We start from the raw sequence: 21,250 nt of genomic DNA, 5'->3' as shown, positions 1-21,250 counted from the left end.
CGTCACATCAACTGGCTGCTGGCTGTTAGCGCGGCAACTGCGCTACCTGTCACCGCTGCAGAAATGATCAACGTAAATGATGGCAGCCTGCTAAACCAGGCTCTTAAAGCTCAGTCACAGAGCGTTGCTCCGGTGGAAACCGGATTCAAACAAATGAAACGAGTTGTTTTGCCAAATGGCAAAGTGAAAGTTCGTTATCAACAAACTCACCACGGTCTACCGGTTTTCAACACCTCGGTAGTGGCGACTGAATCGAAGTCTGGCAGTAGCGAAGTGTTCGGTGTGATGGCTCAGGGTATCGCAGACGACGTGTCTACACTGACGCCATCCGTTGAGATGAAGCAGGCCATTTCAATTGCTAAATCGCGTTTCCAACAGCAAGAAAAAATGGTTGCGGAACCTGCAACGGAAAACGAAAAAGCCGAGTTGATGGTTCGTCTGGACGACAACAATCAAGCGCAACTAGTGTATCTGGTTGATTTCTTCGTTGCCGAGGATCACCCTGCGCGTCCTTTCTTTTTCATTGATGCGCAAACGGGTGAAGTACTGCAAACTTGGGATGGTCTGAACCATGCACAAGCTGACGGTACTGGCCCTGGCGGTAACACCAAAACAGGTCGTTATGAATACGGTTCTGACTTTCCTCCGTTTGTCATCGATAAAGTCGGCACTAAGTGTTCAATGAACAACAGCGCGGTAAGAACGGTTGACCTGAACGGCTCAACTTCAGGTAACACCACTTACAGCTATACCTGTAACGACTCAACCAACTACAACGATTACAAAGCCATTAACGGCGCATACTCGCCACTGAACGATGCCCACTACTTCGGTAAAGTGGTTTTCGATATGTACAAAGACTGGATGAACACCACACCACTGACGTTCCAGCTGACTATGCGTGTTCACTATGGTAACAACTACGAAAACGCGTTCTGGAATGGTTCATCCATGACCTTCGGTGATGGCTACAGCACCTTCTACCCGCTGGTGGATATTAACGTTAGTGCCCACGAAGTGAGCCACGGTTTCACCGAACAAAACTCGGGTCTGGTGTACGAGAATATGTCTGGTGGTATGAACGAAGCGTTCTCTGATATTGCAGGTGAAGCAGCAGAGTTCTACATGAAAGGCAGCGTTGACTGGGTTGTCGGTGCGGATATCTTCAAATCATCCGGCGGTCTGCGTTACTTTGATCAGCCTTCGCGTGACGGCCGTTCTATCGACCATGCGTCTGACTACTACAATGGCCTGAATGTTCACTACTCAAGTGGTGTATTCAACCGTGCGTTCTACCTGCTGGCTAACAAAGCGGGTTGGGATGTACGCAAAGGCTTTGAAGTGTTCACCCTGGCTAACCAATTGTACTGGACAGCGAACAGCACATTTGATGAAGGCGGTTGTGGTGTAGTGAAAGCTGCGAGCGACATGGGTTACAGCGTTGCAGACGTAGAAGATGCGTTTAACACGGTAGGCGTTAACGCGTCTTGTGGTGCAACTCCTCCTCCGTCTGGCGATGTACTGGAAATCGGTAAACCGCTGGCGAACCTTTCAGGTAACCGCAATGACATGACTTACTACACGTTCACACCAAGCAGCTCATCTAGCGTAGTGATTAAGATCACTGGCGGTACAGGTGATGCAGACCTTTACGTGAAAGCGGGTAGCAAGCCAACCACGACTTCTTACGATTGCCGTCCATATAAGTATGGTAACGAAGAGCAGTGTTCAATTTCAGCGCAAGCGGGTACTACGTATCACGTTATGTTGCGTGGTTACAGCAATTACGCTGGTGTAACTTTGCGTGCTGACTAAACTCAGAATGGAACCAGTGAAGGCGCACCTTAAGGTGCGCCTTTTTTGTATCAGGCGATCTGTGTAAACGTGACCTGATCGAAGTGAGGATTGGCCGCCAGCGCTTGCATGCTTTGTAAGGACTCGGTGGGCAACGTCTCATGGCCACTGGATGTTGCAATGACGATGGCCTCTTTTCGCTCTGTGGTGTATGTGGTATCGACCGCCGTCCCTTCCACAATCGCGCCGTTGAGCAGTTTGAGTCTGACTGGCAGGTGATAAAGGCAGGCAATCTCGATGTAATCGTACTGGCTGCAGGACATCATAGTAGGCTCCTAAGAGTAGAATATGGCCAGCCAGATCGTTTCCGTATTCGGATCTGTCCAACTGACGCGATGGCGTGTGTGAGCCGGAATATTGAGACAGTCTCCGGCACGTAGCGTTACTTCACGGTTGTCGGCGTATAGAATACGACCGGCACCAGCGAGCAAGAGCACCCATTCATGCTCAGTTTGATCGTACCAGTGATTGGGAGGCGAAGAGTGGCCTTTGGACACGATACGCTCAATACGTAAGGTGTCGTGGCGTAGCACATCTTCGAACACTTCTTCACTGAGGTCGACAGGCAGGTTCGCCAGTAAACTAAATGGTTGACTCATGACCCGCTCCGCGTTGGTGATTCAGATTCTGAAGTACTGTTTGCCATGTTTTGAGTGTGTGCTCGTCGAACAGATAAAACACGATCTCAAGGTCATGAAACTCTTCTTGCATACACGTGCGCAGAGCCTGGTACGCGGCGTCTTCAATCGGGTAACCGTAAACCCCGCAAGAGATCGCCGGAAATGCAATGCTGTGGCAATGATATTGCCGAGCCAGTCGCAGTGAGGCGGCATAGGCCGCTGTCAGCAAACGCGCAGGATCGGCACTTTGATGATAGATGGGGCCGACGGTATGAATGACATAACGTGCTGCCAGTGCGCCAGCCGAGGTAATGCGAGCTTCGCCTGTCGGGCAGCGGACACCTTCCACTGCCGGCACTTGACGACAAGCCTCCAATAGCGCTGGCCCTGCCGCACGGTGAATGGCGCCATCAACGCCACCGCCTCCCAACATCACCGGGTTGGCCGCGTTCACGATAGCATCGGTGGTGGCTGTTGTGATGTCTCCTTGCTGGAGGCGTAATGTACTCATACGCTATAACACCTCAGGGTTGGCGATATTGTGTGGTCGTTGCTCAGCATACGCCCGCACATTGTCAAACGCGTACCTAAAGTAAAGCTCATAACTGCCTTGTTCGACATAGCCAATATGAGGTGTGGCGACGACATTGGGCAGTGTTAACAACCATTGGTTGGTTGCATACGCCGGCTCCTGTTCAAACACATCAATTGCCGCCATTTTGCCCGGATGAGCGGACAGGGTGTCGTACAGCGCCTGAGGCTCGATAAGCTCAGCGCGGCTGATGTTAACCAGCAGAGCGTCTGGTTTCATTTGCTCAAGATTGTCCCGTGTGACGATATGACGTGTTGCGTCGTTCAGGCGTAGATGCAACGACACGATATCACAGTGCGTGAAAAACTGGTCACGGTCAGTAGCGGCTTGGTAACCCATGACTTGTGCTTTTTCACGTGATGCCTCACTACCCCAGATCATTACTTCCATGCCGAAAGCCGTGGCGTAACCTGCGACACGTTGTCCGATTTTCCCAAATCCCCAGATCCCCAGGCGTTTGCCCTCCAGTGTTCTTCCCAGAAACGGTTGTCCCGATTGTTGCCAGTGACCGTTTTGCAACCGGTTGATATAGCTGGGAATGTGTCGCATGGCGGCCATGATTAATGCCCAGCAAAGCTCTGAAGGGGCAACCGGCGATCCGACGCCTTCAGCAACGGCTACCCGGTAGCGGTTGCAGGCATCCAAATCGAGGTGGTTACTGATTTTGCCCGTCTGGCTGATGAGCTTCAAATTAGGCAGGCGTGAGAGCAGAGCGTCGTTAATGAGCGTCCGTTCTCGAATGAGCACTAAGACGTCGAATGATTGAAGCATATCCGCCAGTTTTTCGATGTCGGTTACCGTGTGATTAAACACCGTGACATCCATATCATGTAGCAGAGAGAAACACGCCAGATGACGAACCTGATCTTGATAATCGTCCAATACCGCAATACGCACAACAGACTCCTTGTGTCAGAAAAACAATGCGAGCAGGTTCTGAAATGCAACCAGTAACCTATCTGCCGCAATTGCGCGAATAATACGCCAGACGACAGTAGGTGGGTAGCGGATTGGCTGGTTTCATTTCTTGGGTTTGAGCTCGACCACGTTTCCTTCCGGATCCTGAATGTAAAGTGAGCGACCAAAACCTTCCGCGCCATATCGCTCGGCGAACTCAGAGACTTCAATGCCGTGCGAAATCAGGTAGTGCACCAGATCGGCTTCTTCCACTGGTGCCATTTGCAGACAGAAATGATCAATATTACGCCCATCCTGTTGGGGAGCCTGGCCGCCAAGTTGACCCAGTTCGCTGTCAATCGGCACGATGTCAATCAAGGCACTTCCGGCTCGCAGTTGGATCAGGCCAATATCGGGTGCCAGTTCACGTTCAATCGGACAACCCAGAACATCTCGATAAAACGTCAGCATGGCTTCAATGTTGCTCGTGCGTAAAACGATGTGATCCAGTCCGTGTATGTGAATCATGTCAGCTCCTTATCGAATCAGGTGAATCGCCAGTATCAGCATGATCAAGCCGATCACGATTTCAAAGACCTTCCAGGCTCTCGCATGGCGAAAAATTGGGATCAGTGCTTTGGCGCCGAACCCCAAGCTAAAGAAAAAGACGAATGAGGCCGTCATTGCGCCCACCGCAAACGGGATTTTCTGACCGTCATACTGAGTGGATACCGAACCAAGCAGTACGATGGTATCAAGATAAACATGGGGGTTAAGCCAAGTGAATGCAAGGCAGATCAAGGCTGTTTTAACAGCACTGTGCTTGGCGTCACCTGTCGGGTTCAGTGCATGGTTTTCCCGATATGCCGACAGAAAACTGCGCAGAGCATACCAAAGTAGAAACAGTGCTCCGGCATAACGGGCAACACTTTCAATCATCGGAAACGCGTTGACCATCGCGCCAAATCCGGCCACGCCAGCGGAGATCAATATTGCGTCCGAGAATGCGCACAGTGAGCTGCCGAATGCCTTGTTTAAGTACAAACGCATTTTGTGCGCCGATGGCCAAAATGAGTGACAAGCCGAGTGTAAATCCGGCGAGAGCAGCAGCAATCATGCCTGGTCGAGCGGTTCTTTCTGGTACTGGTTTTGCAGAATATACATGCGTTTCACGTCTTGATACTGGCCATTGATAAAGTATTCTTCCACCAGGTGGCCTTCTTCAATAAAGCCGCATTTCTGATAAAGGTGAATCGCTTTTTTATTTTCGACTGCAACCAGTAGGTAAATCTTGTGCAGGTTCAGTACCGAGAAGGAATAGTCCAGCGCACGCAATATCAATTCGGTGGCGAATCCACGCCCCTGATACGCTGGGGCGACAATGATCTGGAACTCTGCGCTTCGGTGGATGTAATTGATTTCAATCAGCTCCACCAGACCGATCAGGCTTTGGTTTTCGTCTTCAACGACAAATCGCCGTTCGGCATCATCGTGAATATGACGCTTATAGAGCTCTTCCAGTTCATCAAATGACTCATACGGTTCTTCAAACCAGTACGACATGATATTGCGGTTGTTATTAAGATCATGGATAAAGCGCAAATCGGAGCGTTCCAACGCGCGTAACTTCAGTCCACTGTTCATGGTCGAGGCCCTTGAAAAGAATATGCATAAACACTCGCTGCTATGGCAGCGAAACATCAGTTAAAAGCTCGAGCCCGGTTGCTGTAAGAAGGCCATCTCCTCGTCAGTGCTGAGCCGGCCGAGGATTTCGTTTCGGTGTGGGTATCGGCCAAAGCGGTCAATGATGGCTTTGTGTCGGAGCTCGAAATCGTAGTTGTACTCCAATCCGGGACAACTGAAAAGCTTCATAGCCTGTTCGTGAATGCGTCTGGACTCACTGTGCATAAATGGCATGTATAAAAAGCTTTTTTCGTCAGCGTTGAGGGCATCGTCCGCACCGGCTGCGATGGCTTCCTGTGCCAGAGCAAGAGCAAGCGGGTCTTGTGCGAACGCTCGGGGAGTATTGCGGTAAACATTGCGTGAAAACTGATCAAGAACGATGATTTCGGCCAGTCGACCATGCGGATTGCCGCGCCAGTTATACAATTCCGCCTGTGCCGCACTGTCGAGGACATCGGTAAAACGCTCGGTGATACGTTCATCCAGCGTGGGATCGCCGGAGAACCAGTCTTTCGATTCCAGTTCCTGAAACCAAAAATTGAGAATTTCCTGATACATAGCGCGTCCTTGAGTTTCCGTTTAACGATGTTTCATCCTAGGATGCAAATCGCACTTAAGTCAAAACTTCGGCTCGAATATGGGCTTAAGTGCGACGTTTCACTTAACGAAGATGTTTTCAGTACTGGTACAAACCATAGATATCCGACGAACAAAGCAGGGGCATTGCACCTTTGAGTTGTTCATCTGGCCAGTCCCACCATTGGATTTCGAGCAATATCGCCACCTCTTCGTCGGAGAAGCGATGACGAATATGGCGGGCAGGGTTGGAGCCAACAATGGAGTAAGGTTCAACATCTTTGGTCACAACGGCACGACTGGCAATCACGGCGCCGTCGCCGATCGTCACCCCTGGCATAATCATCGCTTCTGAGCCTATCCAGACATCATTACCGATGACCGTGTCGCCTGCGGGTTTAAAGGCATCCAGCGCCCCTTCAAATGCGGGATTTTCCTGATAAAAAAATGGGAAAGTCGTGGCCCAGTCAGTGCGATGACCCTGATTTCCCGCCATCATGAATACGGCGCCTGAGCCTATCGACACATAACGGCCAATGATCAATTTGTCCACGTCGGAGCGATCTGGCACAAGATAACGGACGCAGTCATCAAAGCTATGACGGTGATAGTAGCCTGAGTAGTAGCTGTGGTCGCCAACAATGATGTTGGGATTGGTGACTTGCTCTTTCAGGGATTTGCCAGCGAATGGACTTTCGAAATAGTTTTTCATTGCTGATTGATATCCTTGTTGTTGGTTCAGCGCCGAGTCTAAGGCGACTCGTCTGACAGCACAAACGATTTGTTATCAAAGCAATTTTTGTTTATTTCAGATCAATGGACACTGAGAAAATAAAAAAGGCCACACTGTGGCCTTTTTGTCCTTAGGGTAAGCTTAGCTGTTGCCTTTTTTGTCTTTCTTATCTTTGTTGTGGCCCTGACCTGGGTTGTCATCGCCGTGAACACTGCGGCTCTCGCTGTCCATCTGGCCTTTGCCTTTTTCCGGGTCACAATCTTCAGATTTGATCTTGATGTTATCGCCATCCATTTTCAGACAATCTTTACTGACTTCCATCTTGTCGGTAGAGATGGAAATATCGGCGTACGCCACTGAACAGGGCAGTAGCAGAGCTGCGAGTAAGAGTGATTTCTTCATGCTTTACCTGTTAAGGAGTTATTGAACGGAACTCCCTGAGTGTAGCAGACCCGATTTCAGCCCGTGTGCTTTGTGCCACAATACTCAGAAATGAGGCGTGCCAGCTTGTCTATCCCTTGTTGCCAGTGACGTTCATCCCGGTAGTGCGCGCAGCTGAGCCTTAGGGCGTTGCGAAAACCGTCTGATGTCGCAAACACGGTTCCGGGTAGCAGACTGATTTTGTGTTCATGACAGGCTCGGTAAAGGGCTTCGCTGTCAAACTCCCCATCGATGAGCAGCCAGGACAAGTAGCCACCGTCCGGTTGAGTCAGATAAAAGCGCTTGTGCAAATTAGAGTATCGGTTCAATGCGTCACTTAACTGTTGGTGCAATCGGCGTTGGTTGTGCTGATACGTCCGGCGCATTTTGTTGATGTGCTGGCGGTATTTGCCGGTTGTCAGAAACTCAGCTGCCGCGGATTGGATCAGGTTCTGACTGCCCATATTTTCACAGATCAGCAGTTTTTCAATCTCTGGCTGATAGCACCCGGCAATCAGCCAGCCAAGACGCAGACGTGAATCGAGCGTTTTAGAGAGGGAATTGACGTAGATGACCCGTTCGTCGCTGGCCAGCGCGGCCAGAGGTGCAATGCCCTCATCAAACGCCAAAGCGCCGAATACATCATCTTCGATGATAGGTATACCCGAAGAGGCGTCAAGCAAGGCCAATCGTTTCTCTAGTGGCATTCTGGCTCCGGTCGGGTTAGCGAAGTTGGGAGTCACCAGAATTGCACGAATGTCCCAGCGTTTGAGCGCCTTGGCAAGTGCGGTGGGATCCATGCCAGTTCGGACACAGCCGGGAATTTCTACGACCTGTAACCCAAGTGATTCCATCAACAACAAATTGCCGAAATAACAGGGAGATTCGACGGCAACAATATCGCCCGGCTTGGTTAACGCGCGCAGTACCAGACTGATGGCTTGCTGGGCTCCGTTGGTGACAGCGATATCGTCTAAAGTGGCGGGGACACCAAGATCCCGGCTGATCCTGACCAACTGCTGCAAGAGTAGATTATGTCCGGGAGGAAGTTGGTAGTGGCTTGGCATCTGACTTTGCAGGCGACTATGCCGGCCTATCGTAGCATAGAGGCTTTTGATGGCGGGCGTGTCTATATTGGGATGAGCGGATCCCAGCGGAAGACGCTCCTTATCTTCACGGTAGGTAAGGATCTCTTTAGATAGCGACAGTAAATCCACTCGTCTTGGCGGTTGTTGGGGAATCTGAGGGCTAGGTGTCGATTTGACTCGATAGCCTGACTTTTCGACTGCATAGACCACACCAGCGGCTTCCAGTTCTTGATACGCACGGATCACGGTATTTTTGCCGACGTTGAGCGTCTGGCTCAGTTGGCGAATGGACGGGAGCTTATCTTCCGCCCGGTAAAGCCCGCCATCGATGGCTTGTCTCAGATGGTATTCGACCATCAAATACTTGTTCGGAGTGTCCATTCTGTACCCATGTAAAATAAGTAAGCTGTACCTTTTAATATTTCTGTGCCCAACTAAAGTAACGTGAAACTGAGATGAAAAGCCAGAGGAAAGGACATGTTGGTTCGCTGTATTCCGTTTGTATTTGTGATTCTTTGGGCGTCTGGCTTTGTTGGAGCCAGGCTGGGTCTGCAGTACGCAGAGCCAGCCACGCTATTGACCATCCGAATGGTCTCGAATGTGGTGCTGTTTTGGTTGTTGATTTTGGTGTTGCGGCGGCGTATTCCGCGTGGGAAAGCTCTGTTGCACAGCGTGGTTGTCGGTGTCTTGATCCACGGATTTTACCTGGGAGGCACTTATCTGGCGATTGACTTGGGGATGCCTGCCGGGCTGAGTTCCTTGTTGGTCGGGACGCAACCGATACTGACTGCTTTATTATTGGTTCTTTTTACGACAGAGCGGTTTCGACGTTCTCAATGGCTGGGGTTAGCGCTTGGCTTTGTTGGGATCAGCTTGGTTCTGGCCGGGAATATGGCCTGGCAATCGGACCAGCACAAATGGCTGGCGATCGGGTTGTGTGTGGTGTCTCTGTTGGGGATCACGTTGGGTACTCTGTATCAGAAAAAATGGTGTAAAGGTTGTGACATGGTAGGCGGTGCGATGATCCAGTACCTGGCTGCCAGTACACTGTTTTTACCATATGCAATGCAGTACGAAACCATGCAGGTTGAATGGAACATGACGTTCATTCTCACCATTCTCTGGTTGGTGGTCGTGTTGTCCTGTGTCGCTATCTTGTTGCTCCTGTATATGGTGGAACATGGTGCCGCATCCAATGTGGCTTCGGTGTTCTATTTGGTGCCGCCAACCACGGCTATACAGGCTTGGTTGGTATTTGGTGAGTCGTTTGACCTTTTGGGCGCACTTGGTTTTCTCTTGTCTGCCTGCGCAGTGTATCTGGTAGTGCGTAAACCGCGGCTGGTGCCGGAGAAAACCTCGGAAGTGGTGGCGGCATCTTAGTGTGCAATTCAGGCGTTTGTCACCAATTGTTAGGTTACTCTCCACCGTGGGCCGCACAGTGCAGAGGCACCAGCATATCGCCCTTTAGAGTAAGTTACAGCATACGCTCACCCAATATAATGGAGGTTTGTTCTAAATTGTTTGGGATACATGGTGCCAAAACCCGATCGAATGACCGCAATGCAACAATTGATTGATGAGGTCAAAGCCACTTTGCCGATTTATGCTCCAGAGACGTTTGTGTGCGGTCCGCAAGGTAGTTGCCTTGGGTGCCCGAAAAAACTGCTTGAAATGGTGGAATCTGAACTGTGTTATTGGGAGTCGGCATTGAGAAGGGGCGTCATACCCCAGTTCGATGAGATTCGACGGTTTGGCAAGCTGTGCTTGAGTGTGCGTCGCGCGCTGCTGCGAAATCAGATTCCTTTGCTGCAAAAGAAAAAGCCCTGACCAACGTGGCCGGGGCTGAAAAAAGTAGTGTCAAAGTGACAGTGGTTACATAACTTAATCGGGTTTATTCTAAGTGGGTTTCGATAACGCTTTGTTTGGATTACGTTAATATTCAATCAGAAAGCGGTTGAAAGCATGATTGTTTGCTGAAGAGTTCGGGAGTATGCTTGGCGGGTAAATAGGGGAGAATCATGGCACGTCCTAAAAAACAGCGCACCATCTGCGCGCGCCCACCATACAGCTGCTACAAGCCCAACGGCGTACCCATGACGGAGTTAAGTCAGGTCGAGTTATTGTCGGAAGAGTTTGAAGCTTTGCGTCTGGCCGATCTTGAAGATTTGAGTCAACAGCAGGCAGCAGACCAAATGCACGTCTCCCGTCAGACTTTTGGCAACATCGTAAAGCGTGCCCGTCATAAAGTGGCTTTGGCTCTGGTTCAGGGACAGTCACTGCATTTCCGCTTCGAGGACTAATGAGCGCGAGAGCGCTTGTCAGGCTCTTGTATCTGATACAAGGTCTTTGATTTCTCCTCATTTTCGCAACTGGTTTTACAATCGCAGACTTTGTCGACACCAATCTGGTTAAGACCTCCACAGCTCCCTTTGATACTGGCGCGGTGAAAGATAACGCCCAGTGCCATAAGCGCGATGATGCCCACGAATGCCAAAAACGCAATGATGAACTCAGTCATTGATCCGCTTTCCCCCGTTAATCTGCGTCAACTCGACCGGTGAGGATAAAGGCTGTAGTCGGTTTGGTGATACGCCCATTCTGCATGCCTGTTGCCGGCGAGATTGCCGGGTTTCCTCACTATTCAGTGTAGTTAATTCAGCGAGGTTCAGCTCTTTTGGCGCTGTTTTCCGGTGACAGTGCCATACTGCAAGGTTTCGCTGGCGCAGTTTGATAAACATATGCTCGCCGATGTGACGCACGACTACGCCGTCTATACCGGAGGCGGCCAGTTGAGTAAGCAGTTCCGCTTTTCCCCGGCAGCCTGAAGTGCGAACGGCAGGATTGATAAAGCGGCGTAGTTCACCCAACTGCGTATCATAGATCATAAACTGCTGTGCTTTACTAAAATGAGCGGAGATAACGCCGCGATGCAATGGAAGAGCGATTTTCATGTGTTTTTCTCCTGTAAGAGCGTTCAGGAGCACAGTACGAAAATTATTAGCATATGCCAATAACTGGAATTGAAAACTTAGACTGCGGAAACATGAGACGTAAAAATGGCAATAAAAAAACCGGGGAACGCCCCGGTTATTGTATTGATATGAGTTGTACACAAGAGACTAGAAAATGCAGTGTTTGGTGAAGTCTTTGGCTTCGTTTGTTGTCCAGTCACCTTTCGGCTTTTCTTTCATATCGTTGCACCAGGCTTCGCTGCCCACTTTTGTACAACCAAACAAAGTGGCACTCATTAACAACATTGCTGCCAATTTTTTCATTTTCTTCTCCATTTTATCCAACGGTTAGGTGTGCGGCTGACTTTAGGTAGCAACCCGTGCAGCTTCGTCAGGGGGATGTCAATATTCAGCACAATCAGAGTATTGCGACAGAATTGGCTGACCAATATACCCTTAATTGCAACATCGATCAGAAGATACAGTGTTTCGCGTAGCTGGTGGCTTCGTTTGCGCTCCAGTCACCTTTCGGTTTTCTGTCCATATCTTCACACCAGGCTTGGCTGCCAATCTCATTCTGAAAAACGCAGTATTGGGCGAAGTCAACTGCGTTCTGACCTGTCCATTCCGTTTTTGGCTTGTCTCTTAGTGCACTGCACCAGTTTTTGCTACCGACTTCATCACTGCAGGCCGATAAGGCACCAACCGTTAACAGTAAAACAACCAGTTTTTTCATTGTTCGGATTACCCTGTATTAAGCAATGTCCGCTACTATACCGAAAATATTAGTTTCAATGTTAACACCCGGCCAATTCCCATCTCACTGATATGATTGTCAGTGAAAAGGATCACTTTTTCAGCGTCCGTGAGTCACCATTGGCAGATCCGAGTCACATATTCGAGACGGTTGAGATGCAACAGCATTTATTCACGTTAGTATGACATCGAAACGTTTCGATGAGTTTTCTGACAATAACATTCAACCACTGAAAAACTCTTTGTTGTCTTAACGTACCGGTGAATCCAGACGGGTTTCTGCCGCTTAATCAAGGTGAATACATGAAAAAAAGTACCCTCATCAACTCAGAGCTGTCTTATTTGGTTGCCACGTTGGGCCATACCGACGAAATCACGATTTGTGATGCTGGTTTGCCGATTCCGGATCAAGTACAGCGGATCGATCTCGCGTTGACTCACGGCATTCCGGGATTCATCGAAACCGTGCGTGTCGTCCTGTCCGAGTCTCAGATTGAAGGGGTTGTGATTGCCAGAGAGTTCGAACAGGTCAGCCCGGAACATCATCGGGCACTGATCAACGAGCTGGAGCACGAACAGGAAAGTACCGGACGTGAGATCACCGTTCAGTACTTATCACATGATGATTTTAAGCAGCGTACCCACCAGAGCCGGGCAGTGGTTCGTACTGGTGAATGTACGCCGTATGCCAACGTGATTTTTCAGGCCGGTGTGGTGTTTTAAATCCGTATTGAAACGATTGGGAATTCTCTATGACTCAAGCGATATTACAGCTCAGCGAGATTGAAAAAGCCTTTCCTGGTGTCAAAGCGCTCGACAAGGCCAGCCTGAAGGTTTATCCGGGCCGCGTAATGGCCCTGATGGGGGAAAACGGTGCCGGAAAATCGACCTTGATGAAAGTTTTGACGGGGATCTATTCACTGGATGCCGGTTCGATTTCGTACCAAGGGCAACCGGCGGCATTTAAAGGGCCGCGAGATTCTCAGCAGGCTGGAATCAGCATTATTCACCAGGAACTGAACCTGATACCAGAACTGACCATTGCTGAAAACATATTTCTCGGCCGCGAATTTACCAGTGCATTGGGCCGGATCCAGTGGGACAAAATGTACGAGCAAGCCGATCAACTGCTGGCGCGTCTGAATGTGCGGCACAGTGCCAAAACACTGCTCGGCGAGCTTAGCCTGGGTGAGCAACAAATGGTCGAAATCGCTAAAGCGCTGTCGTTTGAATCCCGCGTGATCATCATGGACGAGCCGACCGATGCGCTTACGGATACGGAGACAGACTCTCTTTTCGCCGTGATCCGGGAGCTGCGTGAGCAAGGTTGCGGGATTGTGTACATTTCTCACCGACTGAAAGAGATCTTTGAAATTTGTGATGACATCACGGTGCTTCGCGACGGCAAATTCATCGGTGAGTGTCAGGTGTCAGATACCAACGAGGATGGCCTGATTGAAATGATGGTCGGGCGCAAACTGGAAGAGCAATACCCGCGTATTGATGTGACACATGGTGACGTCTGCCTGGAAGTGGAAAGGTTAACCGGGGCGGGCGTGAAAGACGTGAGCTTCACGTTGCAACGAGGCGAAATTCTTGGAATTTCGGGGCTGATGGGCGCTGGGCGTACGGAACTAATGAAGGTGATTTACGGTGCTCTGGCGAAGCAAAGTGGTGTTGTCCGTCTTGACGGTGAAGAGATCAACCCGACGTCACCACAAGGTGGCTTGGCGAGCGGTATCGCTTACATTTCGGAAGACCGTAAAGGCGATGGCCTAGTGCTGGGGTTGTCGGTGAAAGAAAACATGTCACTGTGCGCGCTCGATCAACTGAGCCGGGGTTGTCAGATTCGTCACGCTGATGAAATCATGGCCGTGGAAGACTACATCGGCTTATTCAATATTAAAACACCGTCGCGTGACCAGATCATCGGTAACTTGTCGGGAGGGAATCAACAGAAAGTCGCGATTGCCAAAGGTTTAATGACTCGCCCGAAAGTCCTGATTCTGGATGAGCCAACGCGCGGAGTTGACGTCGGCGCCAAAAAAGAAATCTACCAACTGATCAATAAATTTAAAGCGGCGGGGATGAGCATCATTCTGGTGTCATCGGAAATGCCAGAAGTGCTGGGCATGAGTGACCGTATTTTGGTGATGCATGAAGGTCGCATCAGTGGCGAGTTTGATGCCGTTGATGCCGATCAGGAAAAACTGCTGGCGTGTGCAGTAGGTAAAATGATTAACGAGGAAGCAGCATGAGTACCAATACCATGAGCAAACCACAACCAGCCAGCACAAAGAAGCTGTTTAGCAAAGAGTGGCTGATTGAACAGAAGTCGCTGATAGCACTGTTATTTTTGATCATTGTCGTATCGTTTCTGAACCCCAATTTCTTTACCGTCGACAACATTCTCAACATTCTACGCCAGACGTCAGTCAATGCCATCATCGCGGTGGGGATGACCTTGGTAATTCTGACCGCAGGCATTGATTTGAGCGTCGGATCCGTTCTGGCACTGTGTGGCGCGCTTGCCGCCAGCCTGATAGCGATGGAAGTGCCTGTCTTGATCGCGGTACCAACGGCACTGCTCGCGGGGGCGGCTCTGGGCGCAATCAGCGGCATTATTATCGCAAAAGGGAAAGTGCAGGCTTTCATTGCCACTCTGGTGACGATGACGTTATTGCGTGGCGTGACCATGGTTTACACCGACGGACGTCCAATTTCTACTGGTTTTACTGATACGGCGGACGCGTTCGCCTGGTTCGGTACCGGATACGCACTGGGAATTCCGGTCCCTGTCTGGCTGATGGTGATTGTGTTCGCCGCTGCCTGGTATCTGCTCAATCATACTCGTTTTGGCCGCTATGTTTATGCGCTGGGCGGAAACGAATCGGCGACCCGTTTATCTGGCATTAATGTCGACCGTGTGAAAATCGGGGTATACGCCCTGTGTGGTTTGCTCGCAGCGCTGGCAGGCATCATTGTGACCTCACGTTTGTCTTCGGCCCAGCCAACCGCGGGTATGGGGTATGAACTCGACGCCATCGCGGCGGTGGTACTGGGTGGTACCAGCCTGATGGGCGGTCGTGGACGTATCATGGGAACCTTGATTGGTGCGCTGATTATCGGTTTCCTGAACAATGCACTTAACTTGCTCGACGTGTCTTCCTACTACCAGATGATTGCCAAAGCTGTGGTCATTCTTCTGGCGGTACTGGTCGATAATAAAAATAAATAAATCAATACGATATCTGGTTGGGGCAGACGCTCCAACCCACCCTGCAACAAAGGACTATAACGATGAAAAAACTGGCAACTCTTATCTCTGCTGCACTCCTTTCTTCCACCGTTTCTGTTGCTGCTCAGGCACAGGACACAATGGCGATTGTGGTATCGACACTGAACAATCCGTTCTTTGTCACCATGAAAGACGGCGCGGAAGCCAAAGCCAAGGAACTGGGGTATAACCTGATTGTTCTGGACTCGCAAAACGACCCGAGCAAAGAACTGTCAAACGTTGAGGATCTGACCGTTCGTGGCGTTAAAGCGATTCTGATCAATCCAACCGACTCGGATGCGGTGTCCAATGCCATCCGAATGGCAAACCGCTCTAAGATTCCGGTACTGACACTGGACCGCGGTGCGAGCCGAGGTGAAGTGGTTAGCCATATTGCATCGGACAACGTGGTCGGTGGAGAAATGGCGGGTCATTTCATCATGGAAAAAGTGGGTGAAAAAGCCAAAGTCATCCAGTTGGAAGGCATCGCAGGAACCTCGGCGGCACGTGAGCGTGGAGAAGGCTTTATGAATGCGGTAAAAGGCAGCAACATGGATCTGCTCGCCAGTCAGCCTGCGGACTTTGACCGCACCAAAGGCCTCAACGTAATGGAAAACCTGCTGGCTGCGAATCCGGATGTTCAGGCCGTATTTGCTCAAAACGATGAAATGGCGTTGGGTGCACTGCGTGCGGTTCAGGCTTCAGGTAAAGACGTCATGATCGTGGGCTTTGATGGCACGGAAGATGGTATTGCGGCGGTTAATCGCGGCAAACTGGCGGCAACCATCGCGCAGCAACCGGACTTGATCGGTGCGTTGGGCGTTGAAACGGCCGACAAAGTTCTCAAGGGCGAGAGCGTGGATGAGTATATCCCAGTGCCGCTTAAAGTGGTCACGAAGCAGTAACCATTATGCCCCGCACCACAAACGTGCGGGGCATTTCTGACCCTCGACAGGGTCGATACTTGTGCGTGTTTACGAGGACGTACAAGTATCACTCCTGTTTCTCTATTGTTTAAAGGTTCTCAGAACCGAGGATAACCGAATGAATAAACTCGTTGTGTTAGGTAGCGTGAACGCTGACCATGTTCTTCAAGTGCCTTCATTTCCTCGCCCCGGCGAGACGCTGCATGGTCATAATTACCAGGTGATTCCGGGTGGTAAAGGCGCCAATCAGGCGGTGGCGGCAGCGCGTCTGAAAGCCGACATCGGTTTCATTGCCTGTGTCGGAGATGATGCGTTTGGCATTAACATTCGTGAAAGCTTTAAGTGCGATGGCATGAACACGGAAGGGGTGAAAATGCAGCCGAACTGCCCAACCGGTATCGCCATGATTCAGGTTGCTGACAGCGGTGAAAACAGCATCTGTATTTCTGCCGAAGCGAACGCTCGTCTGACGGCTGAGATGATTGAGCCGGATCTGGAGCGAATCCGTCAGGCCAGCTATCTGCTCATGCAACTGGAAACACCTTTAGACGGCATTGAGAGAGCCGCTCAAGAAGCCAAATCGCACAAGACCAATGTGATCCTGAACCCGGCTCCGGCGCGTGAATTGCCAGATGACTTACTCAACTGCATTGATGTGATCACACCGAATGAAACAGAGGCTGAAGTCCTGACCGGCATAACCGTGACAGACAATGCAACTGCGCAACAAGCTGCGAATGCACTACACCGCAAAGGGATTGAAATCGTATTGATCACGTTGGGCGCGAAAGGGGTCTGGTTGAGTCAGAATGGGCGTGGTGAACTGATCTCTGGCTTTGCGGTAGAGCCCGTGGATACGACCGCCGCTGGCGATACGTTTAATGGGGCATTAGTCACTGGTTTATTGGAAGATATGCCTTTAGAATCAGCCATTAAGTTTGCTCATGCTGCGGCTGCCATTTCTGTCACCCGTTTCGGAGCCCAGACTTCGATACCCAATCGTCAGGAAGTCGAAGTGTTTTTGGCAGCCCATCAGTCATAAATAGGAGAATAACATGGCAACGATGAAAGACATCGCAAGACTCGCAGGGGTTTCCACTTCCACCGTCAGCCATGTTATCAACAAGACCCGATACGTCAGCGAAGCGATCTCTGAACGGGTCAATCAAGCCGCCAAAGAGCTGAACTACGCTCCTTCTGCTTTGGCCCGCAGCCTGAAAATCAACCGGACTCAAACCATCGGTATGCTGGTGACCACGTCAACTAATCCATTTTTTGGTGAAGTTGTGAAAGGGGTTGAGCGCAGCTGTTACCAAAAAGGTTACAACCTGATTTTGTGTAACACCGAAGGCGACAACGAGCGGATGAAAACGTCGATCGATACCTTGTTGCAAAAACGTGTCGATGGCTTGTTGCTCATGTGTTCGACGTTGGAAGGGGAGCGTATTGATGTCTTCGAACGTTATCCGGATATTCCGGTGGTGGTTATGGACTGGGGGCCAATGCTGTTTGCCAGTGACAAAATCCAGGACAACTCCTTGCGCGGTGGATACATGGCCGCCAAACACTTAATTGAAAGTGGTCACCGGGACATTGGTTGTATTACCGGGCCGTTGATCAAGCATCAGGCGCAGATGCGTTACGAAGGCTACAAACGGGCCATGAATGAAGCCGGTTTGGAATTCAAAGCGAACTGGATAGTCGAGTCGGACTTCGAATGCGAAGGGGGGTATGAGGCTTTCAACAAAATGCTGGCAAAAGGGCCATTGCCCAGTGCGATTTTCGTGTGTAATGACATGATGGCAATGGGGGTGATCAACGCCGCCAGTCAACACGGCATCCGTATTCCTGAGGATCTATCTCTGATCGGCTATGATGATATCCATATCGCGAAATTCATGACGCCACCACTGACCACTATCCACCAGCCCAAATACCGCCTTGGTCAGGCGGCGGTCGATACCCTGCTGAATAAACTGGACAAAGTGACGAATGAACCACAAGTTGTGCAACTTGAACCGACCTTAGTGGTGCGTGACAGCGTTAAAGCCCTGCGCTAAAGCTGTTCGAGGCTCCTTTTCAATTCTTCTGCGATCAATGTAAGGTCTGCACTTGGCTGGGCTAACGTCACCGCGCAAATATCCGCACGTATCTGCTCCTTTAAAGCAACAAAACGCACGTTGCTCCAGCTAAGCCCCTGGTAACTGGCGGGCACCACTGACAGCAACTCGCTGGTGGCCACCACAGCGACCACGGTATTGGGCTCAATCACCTGTTGAACGACATCGGGTGTAAAACCGAGTTGCTCGCAATGACGAATGATGAGATCCGTCGACGCGGAGTTGTGCTGACTGAGCATGACAAAGCTTTCCTGTGTCAACTCCTTGAGAGAGAGTTGCGTTTTGCCGCTCAGCGGATGATGCGCGGGCAACGCCACAACCATATTCTCTTCGAGCAGCGTGACACATTGAAGGTGTGGTGAGCGCTGGGCATCGGCGTATCGCACCAGCCCCATGTCGATGCGATGATCACGCAATGCAGTCAGTTGTTGGCTGGGGGCGGATTCCAGCAGGTTGATACGGATGTGCGGATGTTGCCGACTCAACTGACCGAGCGCTTCACCGAACCCAGCCCAAAAGATCGAACTCATTAATCCCAGGTGAATGGATTGTATATCCTGACGCGCGACTTGCTGCACTTTATTCAGCGAGCGATCAAATTGGTCAAACAGAGAAACACATTCATTGCGCAGTTGCGCGCCCGCAGGTGTTAACCGAACATTGCGAGAATCTCGCTCAAACAGATCGCTCCCTAGCAGCGTCTCAAGCTCTTTGATTTGTGTGCTGAGCGGTGACTTGGTGATGTTCAATTGCTCGGCGGCCCGGCTGAAGTGTCCGGTTTCGGCGACCTTTAGAAAATAACGCAGCATTTTCAGGCTGATACGATTAGATAGCGACGACATGATACGCACTTTACTGAGTTAACCGTTGTGAATATTAGAACAAATGTGCTGAATTTAGAAATATAAACAGTACGGTTGGTGCGCTAGAGTAGGGAGGTGTGAAACAATATTGGGTAACTCAGAATGTCGTACGATCCTGTTGATAAAGCGCTTGAAACTATTTACGCCAGAAAGCCGGGCTTCCAGCCTCGTGTCGGATTTATTCTTGGCTCCGGACTGGGCGTGATTGCCGATGCGCTTGAAGAAAAAGTGGTGATCCCATACGAAGAGCTGGCGGGCTTTCCGGTCAGTACCGTTGAAGGCCATTCGGGCGAACTGGTGCTGGGCAAAATGAATGGTGTCGATGTGGCGTGCATGAAAGGACGAGGCCACTACTACGAACATCAGTCGATGAAAGTGATGACCACGCCGGTACGAACCTTCAAGCGTTTGGGGTGTGAATTTATGCTGGTCACCAACGCTGCTGGATCGCTGCGTCCGGAGCGAATTGACGTTGGCTCGCTTGTGGTGTTCCATGACCACATCAACACCATGCCAGAGTCTCCGATGACCGGGCCAAATGATGACGCGTATGGCCCGCGTTTTTTCAGTCTGGCCAATGCATATGATCGTACGCTACGCGAAGAGGTGCTACAGGTGGCTGAGCAACAAAGGATCCATCTGAACCAGGGGGTGTTTGTTTCCTACACTGGCCCTAACTTCGAGACGGCGGCCGAGATTCGTATGATGCAGATCATCGGTGGTGATGTGGTTGGTATGTCGGTGGTGCCGGAAGTCATCTCGGCGGCACATTGTGGCTTACCGGTACTGGCTGTGTGCGCCATTACCAACATGGCGGAAGGGCTTGGTGATGTGCCATTGTCTCATGAGCAGACCCTGCGTTGTGCCAGGCTGGCAGAAAAAGACTTTATCGCTTTGATCCAAGCGTTTATGACTCAGCATTTTTCATCCTGAATGCCCTGATTGGCAATGGAAAGAGCGCCCGCTGTGGCGCTCCTTTTTATGCTTACTGGTCAACCGGGACGGGGGGCGGATTGGTCGTCCACTCTTCGCGAGTCAGATAGTTTTTTCCCCCCGATTTTATTAGCGGGCTGTTGTTGTCGACGATAGATAAATCATCCGGTGTGACGGTGCCCATGTAATACCATTGAGGTGTTTTGGTCAGATAGCGGAAACGACTGTCTGCAACGCCTGGTAAATAGTTGGCGTTGGCAAACGATCCGTTGGCGACGGTGGTGGTTCTCGTCGGGTAATAATCGGCGCCCACGCTAATCAATACTTTGGCGTTATCAATGGTGCGGGCAGCCTCTGGCCCATCAGGTATAAGCCAGGCTTTCATACGCACAAATGCGCCAATGACGTTACTGCCATCGATACCGATGATATCGGTTCCGCCATGAATGGGATAATGGTTGCTGCTCAGCGTGTATTCTTTTGCGCCAGTGTCTGATGCTTTGTAGGGAATATCGCGGATGTAATCCACCATGTTGGATGAGAAGTAGGCTGCCCATATCACTGGTGCCATCTCCGGTGTGATATGTTCCCATTTTGCCGTCGCCGGGTTCATTGAAGCGTCCTCTGAGCGCAATAACCAGATATCCGAGTCGCCGACCGCCACCCGTACATTGTGAACCTGGTTATCTTGTGCTTCAAAAACAGTAAACCATTGGGTCATGGCATTCCAAGGTTCAGCGGTGGTCATCGACTTGTCGATAATAGCGTCTGACCAATAAGCCGGCGCTGCGTCTCCGCGCGGAATGCCTTGTACAATCGCGGCTCCTTTTGACCAACCGGTATGACTCGGGGCGTTATACAATGGTGCATCATTAGGTAAAGCCATCGCGGCATAAGTGTCACAGGCGACGATATGGTTGGCGTAAGACATAAAAGATAGCGAGCTGAGCAACCCTAACCA

The 21,250-nt window shown here is 50.6% G+C and carries 27 protein-coding genes and 1 pseudogene; 11 read left to right on the top strand and 17 right to left on the bottom strand.

The genetic code is table 11. The features are described 5' to 3' along the window. The coding region (gene nprV, locus CAG65_RS05880) for a vibriolysin (protein WP_237668761.1) at positions 1–1,815 on the top strand (1,815 nt) is incomplete at its 5' end. Positions 1,816–1,865: 50 nt separating this feature from the next. Here nprV and CAG65_RS05875 read toward each other — a convergent pair. From CAG65_RS05875 to CAG65_RS05825, 11 genes and pseudogenes are all read right to left on the bottom strand, one after another. Next, entirely contained in the window at positions 1,866–2,120 is a 255-nt protein-coding gene (locus tag CAG65_RS05875) for a Rho-binding antiterminator (protein ID WP_161452799.1), read from the bottom strand. Positions 2,121–2,129: 9 nt separating this feature from the next. Continuing rightward, complete coding sequence (locus CAG65_RS05870) at positions 2,130–2,453, bottom strand: cupin domain-containing protein (protein WP_021706339.1); 324 nt, start codon at positions 2,451–2,453, stop codon at positions 2,130–2,132. Beyond that, positions 2,437–2,985 (bottom strand): O-acetyl-ADP-ribose deacetylase, encoded by a 549-nt coding sequence (locus tag CAG65_RS05865; RefSeq protein WP_021706338.1) that lies wholly within the window; start codon positions 2,983–2,985, stop codon positions 2,437–2,439. Before CAG65_RS05865 ends, CAG65_RS05870 begins: the two co-directional genes overlap by 17 nt. Before the next feature lie 3 nt (positions 2,986–2,988). Next, positions 2,989–3,963 carry an NAD(P)-dependent oxidoreductase gene (locus CAG65_RS05860; RefSeq protein ID WP_161452798.1) on the bottom strand — a complete coding sequence of 325 codons (975 nt, stop codon included), beginning with the start codon at positions 3,961–3,963 and terminating at the stop codon, positions 2,989–2,991. Between the two features lie 123 nt (positions 3,964–4,086). Further along, complete coding sequence (locus tag CAG65_RS05855) at positions 4,087–4,491, bottom strand: VOC family protein (RefSeq protein ID WP_161452796.1); 405 nt, start codon at positions 4,489–4,491, stop codon at positions 4,087–4,089. 9 nt (positions 4,492–4,500) lie between these two features. Further along, positions 4,501–5,080: pseudogene (locus tag CAG65_RS05850) on the bottom strand (LysE/ArgO family amino acid transporter). Next, positions 5,077–5,607 (bottom strand): spermidine N1-acetyltransferase, encoded by a 531-nt coding sequence (speG, locus tag CAG65_RS05845; RefSeq protein ID WP_161452794.1) that lies wholly within the window; start codon positions 5,605–5,607, stop codon positions 5,077–5,079. The pseudogene CAG65_RS05850 and the gene speG overlap by 4 nt, the downstream one beginning before the upstream one ends. Before the next feature lie 60 nt (positions 5,608–5,667). Beyond that, a complete protein-coding gene (locus CAG65_RS05840) occupies positions 5,668–6,204 on the bottom strand; it encodes a DUF924 family protein (protein WP_161452793.1) in 537 nt (178 codons plus the stop codon). A gap of 118 nt (positions 6,205–6,322) precedes the next feature. After that, the gene (gene catB, locus CAG65_RS05835; protein WP_161452791.1) at positions 6,323–6,934 is read right to left on the bottom strand and encodes a type B chloramphenicol O-acetyltransferase; all 612 of its coding nucleotides are present in this window, start codon (positions 6,932–6,934) and stop codon (positions 6,323–6,325) included. A 162-nt stretch (positions 6,935–7,096) separates the two neighbouring features. Next, positions 7,097–7,357 carry a hypothetical protein gene (locus CAG65_RS05830; protein ID WP_021706331.1) on the bottom strand — a complete coding sequence of 87 codons (261 nt, stop codon included), beginning with the start codon at positions 7,355–7,357 and terminating at the stop codon, positions 7,097–7,099. Between the two features lie 56 nt (positions 7,358–7,413). Beyond that, complete coding sequence (locus tag CAG65_RS05825) at positions 7,414–8,844, bottom strand: aminotransferase-like domain-containing protein (protein ID WP_161452789.1); 1,431 nt, start codon at positions 8,842–8,844, stop codon at positions 7,414–7,416. Between the two features lie 96 nt (positions 8,845–8,940). On the opposite strand from CAG65_RS05825, the gene CAG65_RS05820 reads away from it, so the two are divergent. From CAG65_RS05820 to CAG65_RS05810, 3 genes are all read left to right on the top strand, one after another. After that, positions 8,941–9,843, top strand: a complete 903-nt coding sequence (locus CAG65_RS05820) for a DMT family transporter (RefSeq protein WP_161452787.1) — start codon at positions 8,941–8,943, stop codon at positions 9,841–9,843. Positions 9,844–9,993: 150 nt separating this feature from the next. Further along, positions 9,994–10,290 (top strand): hypothetical protein, encoded by a 297-nt coding sequence (locus CAG65_RS05815; RefSeq protein ID WP_040902892.1) that lies wholly within the window; start codon positions 9,994–9,996, stop codon positions 10,288–10,290. A gap of 191 nt (positions 10,291–10,481) precedes the next feature. Continuing rightward, complete coding sequence (locus CAG65_RS05810; protein ID WP_161452785.1) at positions 10,482–10,763, top strand: DUF134 domain-containing protein; 282 nt, start codon at positions 10,482–10,484, stop codon at positions 10,761–10,763. Here CAG65_RS05810 and nqrM read toward each other — a convergent pair. The 4 genes from nqrM to CAG65_RS05790 all read right to left on the bottom strand — a co-directional run bounded on the left by nqrM (position 10,760) and on the right by CAG65_RS05790 (position 12,150). Further along, positions 10,760–10,981, bottom strand: a complete 222-nt coding sequence (gene nqrM / locus CAG65_RS05805) for a (Na+)-NQR maturation NqrM (protein ID WP_021706326.1) — start codon at positions 10,979–10,981, stop codon at positions 10,760–10,762. The genes CAG65_RS05810 and nqrM overlap by 4 nt on opposite strands. Continuing rightward, complete coding sequence (locus CAG65_RS05800) at positions 10,974–11,414, bottom strand: NifB/NifX family molybdenum-iron cluster-binding protein (RefSeq protein WP_161452783.1); 441 nt, start codon at positions 11,412–11,414, stop codon at positions 10,974–10,976. The genes nqrM and CAG65_RS05800 overlap by 8 nt, the downstream gene beginning before the upstream one ends. Positions 11,415–11,582: 168 nt before the next feature. Then, positions 11,583–11,738 carry a DUF3012 domain-containing protein gene (locus CAG65_RS05795; RefSeq protein WP_021706324.1) on the bottom strand — a complete coding sequence of 52 codons (156 nt, stop codon included), beginning with the start codon at positions 11,736–11,738 and terminating at the stop codon, positions 11,583–11,585. A 148-nt stretch (positions 11,739–11,886) separates the two neighbouring features. Continuing rightward, complete coding sequence (locus CAG65_RS05790) at positions 11,887–12,150, bottom strand: DUF3012 domain-containing protein (protein ID WP_021706323.1); 264 nt, start codon at positions 12,148–12,150, stop codon at positions 11,887–11,889. Positions 12,151–12,473: 323 nt separating this feature from the next. On the opposite strand from CAG65_RS05790, the gene rbsD reads away from it, so the two are divergent. From rbsD to CAG65_RS05760, 6 genes are all read left to right on the top strand, one after another. Next, positions 12,474–12,893: a D-ribose pyranase gene (rbsD, locus tag CAG65_RS05785; protein ID WP_161452782.1), complete on the top strand. Its 420-nt coding sequence runs from the start codon at positions 12,474–12,476 to the stop codon at positions 12,891–12,893. A 29-nt stretch (positions 12,894–12,922) separates the two neighbouring features. After that, complete coding sequence (rbsA, locus tag CAG65_RS05780) at positions 12,923–14,428, top strand: ribose ABC transporter ATP-binding protein RbsA (protein WP_021706321.1); 1,506 nt, start codon at positions 12,923–12,925, stop codon at positions 14,426–14,428. Further along, complete coding sequence (gene rbsC, locus CAG65_RS05775; RefSeq protein WP_161452780.1) at positions 14,425–15,408, top strand: ribose ABC transporter permease; 984 nt, start codon at positions 14,425–14,427, stop codon at positions 15,406–15,408. The genes rbsA and rbsC overlap by 4 nt, the downstream gene beginning before the upstream one ends. A gap of 62 nt (positions 15,409–15,470) precedes the next feature. Continuing rightward, positions 15,471–16,352, top strand: coding sequence for a ribose ABC transporter substrate-binding protein RbsB (rbsB, locus tag CAG65_RS05770; protein ID WP_161452778.1), 882 nt, complete (start codon positions 15,471–15,473; stop codon positions 16,350–16,352). Positions 16,353–16,491: 139 nt separating this feature from the next. Continuing rightward, a complete protein-coding gene (rbsK, locus tag CAG65_RS05765; protein ID WP_161452775.1) occupies positions 16,492–17,415 on the top strand; it encodes a ribokinase in 924 nt (307 codons plus the stop codon). Positions 17,416–17,428: 13 nt separating this feature from the next. Then, positions 17,429–18,433: a substrate-binding domain-containing protein gene (locus tag CAG65_RS05760; RefSeq protein WP_021706317.1), complete on the top strand. Its 1,005-nt coding sequence runs from the start codon at positions 17,429–17,431 to the stop codon at positions 18,431–18,433. Here CAG65_RS05760 and CAG65_RS05755 read toward each other — a convergent pair. Next, positions 18,430–19,335 (bottom strand): LysR substrate-binding domain-containing protein, encoded by a 906-nt coding sequence (locus CAG65_RS05755; protein WP_237668760.1) that lies wholly within the window; start codon positions 19,333–19,335, stop codon positions 18,430–18,432. The two genes, CAG65_RS05760 and CAG65_RS05755, sit on opposite strands and share 4 nt — an antisense overlap. Before the next feature lie 123 nt (positions 19,336–19,458). Between CAG65_RS05755 and xapA the strand changes: the two genes are divergently transcribed. After that, positions 19,459–20,289 (top strand): xanthosine phosphorylase, encoded by an 831-nt coding sequence (xapA, locus tag CAG65_RS05750; RefSeq protein WP_161452773.1) that lies wholly within the window; start codon positions 19,459–19,461, stop codon positions 20,287–20,289. Positions 20,290–20,341: 52 nt separating this feature from the next. On the opposite strand, the gene CAG65_RS05745 is transcribed toward xapA, so the two are convergent. Next, positions 20,342–21,241: a hypothetical protein gene (locus CAG65_RS05745; protein WP_161452801.1), complete on the bottom strand. Its 900-nt coding sequence runs from the start codon at positions 21,239–21,241 to the stop codon at positions 20,342–20,344. Positions 21,242–21,250 lie beyond the last annotated feature (9 nt).

Origin of the sequence: Vibrio sp. V39_P1S14PM300, from assembly GCF_009904765.1 — a bacterium.
Classification (GTDB): Bacteria; Pseudomonadota; Gammaproteobacteria; order Enterobacterales; family Vibrionaceae; genus Vibrio; species Vibrio proteolyticus.
Note: the sequence above shows the minus strand (reverse complement) of the source record. Positions and strands in the feature narration are given on the sequence as shown.

Bases quoted from the DNA above. Each gene is read 5' to 3' on its own strand.
- rbsC (WP_161452780.1), top strand. From the start codon at position 14,425: ATGAGTACCAATACCATGAGCAAACCACAACCAGCCAGCACAAAGAAG.
- CAG65_RS05760 (WP_021706317.1), top strand. From the start codon at position 17,429: ATGGCAACGATGAAAGACATCGCAAGACTCGCAGGGGTTTCCACTTCC.
- nqrM (WP_021706326.1), bottom strand. From the start codon at position 10,981: ATGACTGAGTTCATCATTGCGTTTTTGGCATTCGTGGGCATCATCGCG.
- rbsD (WP_161452782.1), top strand. From the start codon at position 12,474: ATGAAAAAAAGTACCCTCATCAACTCAGAGCTGTCTTATTTGGTTGCC.
- xapA (WP_161452773.1), top strand. From the start codon at position 19,459: ATGTCGTACGATCCTGTTGATAAAGCGCTTGAAACTATTTACGCCAGA.
- CAG65_RS05840 (WP_161452793.1), bottom strand. From the start codon at position 6,204: ATGTATCAGGAAATTCTCAATTTTTGGTTTCAGGAACTGGAATCGAAA.
- CAG65_RS05800 (WP_161452783.1), bottom strand. From the start codon at position 11,414: ATGAAAATCGCTCTTCCATTGCATCGCGGCGTTATCTCCGCTCATTTT.
- CAG65_RS05875 (WP_161452799.1), bottom strand. From the start codon at position 2,120: ATGATGTCCTGCAGCCAGTACGATTACATCGAGATTGCCTGCCTTTAT.
- CAG65_RS05825 (WP_161452789.1), bottom strand. From the start codon at position 8,844: ATGGACACTCCGAACAAGTATTTGATGGTCGAATACCATCTGAGACAA.
- CAG65_RS05795 (WP_021706324.1), bottom strand. From the start codon at position 11,738: ATGAAAAAATTGGCAGCAATGTTGTTAATGAGTGCCACTTTGTTTGGT.
- rbsA (WP_021706321.1), top strand. From the start codon at position 12,923: ATGACTCAAGCGATATTACAGCTCAGCGAGATTGAAAAAGCCTTTCCT.
- CAG65_RS05855 (WP_161452796.1), bottom strand. From the start codon at position 4,491: ATGATTCACATACACGGACTGGATCACATCGTTTTACGCACGAGCAAC.
- speG (WP_161452794.1), bottom strand. From the start codon at position 5,607: ATGAACAGTGGACTGAAGTTACGCGCGTTGGAACGCTCCGATTTGCGC.
- CAG65_RS05820 (WP_161452787.1), top strand. From the start codon at position 8,941: ATGTTGGTTCGCTGTATTCCGTTTGTATTTGTGATTCTTTGGGCGTCT.
- CAG65_RS05790 (WP_021706323.1), bottom strand. From the start codon at position 12,150: ATGAAAAAACTGGTTGTTTTACTGTTAACGGTTGGTGCCTTATCGGCC.
- catB (WP_161452791.1), bottom strand. From the start codon at position 6,934: ATGAAAAACTATTTCGAAAGTCCATTCGCTGGCAAATCCCTGAAAGAG.
- rbsB (WP_161452778.1), top strand. From the start codon at position 15,471: ATGAAAAAACTGGCAACTCTTATCTCTGCTGCACTCCTTTCTTCCACC.
- CAG65_RS05810 (WP_161452785.1), top strand. From the start codon at position 10,482: ATGGCACGTCCTAAAAAACAGCGCACCATCTGCGCGCGCCCACCATAC.
- CAG65_RS05815 (WP_040902892.1), top strand. From the start codon at position 9,994: ATGGTGCCAAAACCCGATCGAATGACCGCAATGCAACAATTGATTGAT.
- CAG65_RS05755 (WP_237668760.1), bottom strand. From the start codon at position 19,335: ATGTCGTCGCTATCTAATCGTATCAGCCTGAAAATGCTGCGTTATTTT.
- CAG65_RS05870 (WP_021706339.1), bottom strand. From the start codon at position 2,453: ATGAGTCAACCATTTAGTTTACTGGCGAACCTGCCTGTCGACCTCAGT.
- CAG65_RS05830 (WP_021706331.1), bottom strand. From the start codon at position 7,357: ATGAAGAAATCACTCTTACTCGCAGCTCTGCTACTGCCCTGTTCAGTG.
- rbsK (WP_161452775.1), top strand. From the start codon at position 16,492: ATGAATAAACTCGTTGTGTTAGGTAGCGTGAACGCTGACCATGTTCTT.
- CAG65_RS05865 (WP_021706338.1), bottom strand. From the start codon at position 2,985: ATGAGTACATTACGCCTCCAGCAAGGAGACATCACAACAGCCACCACC.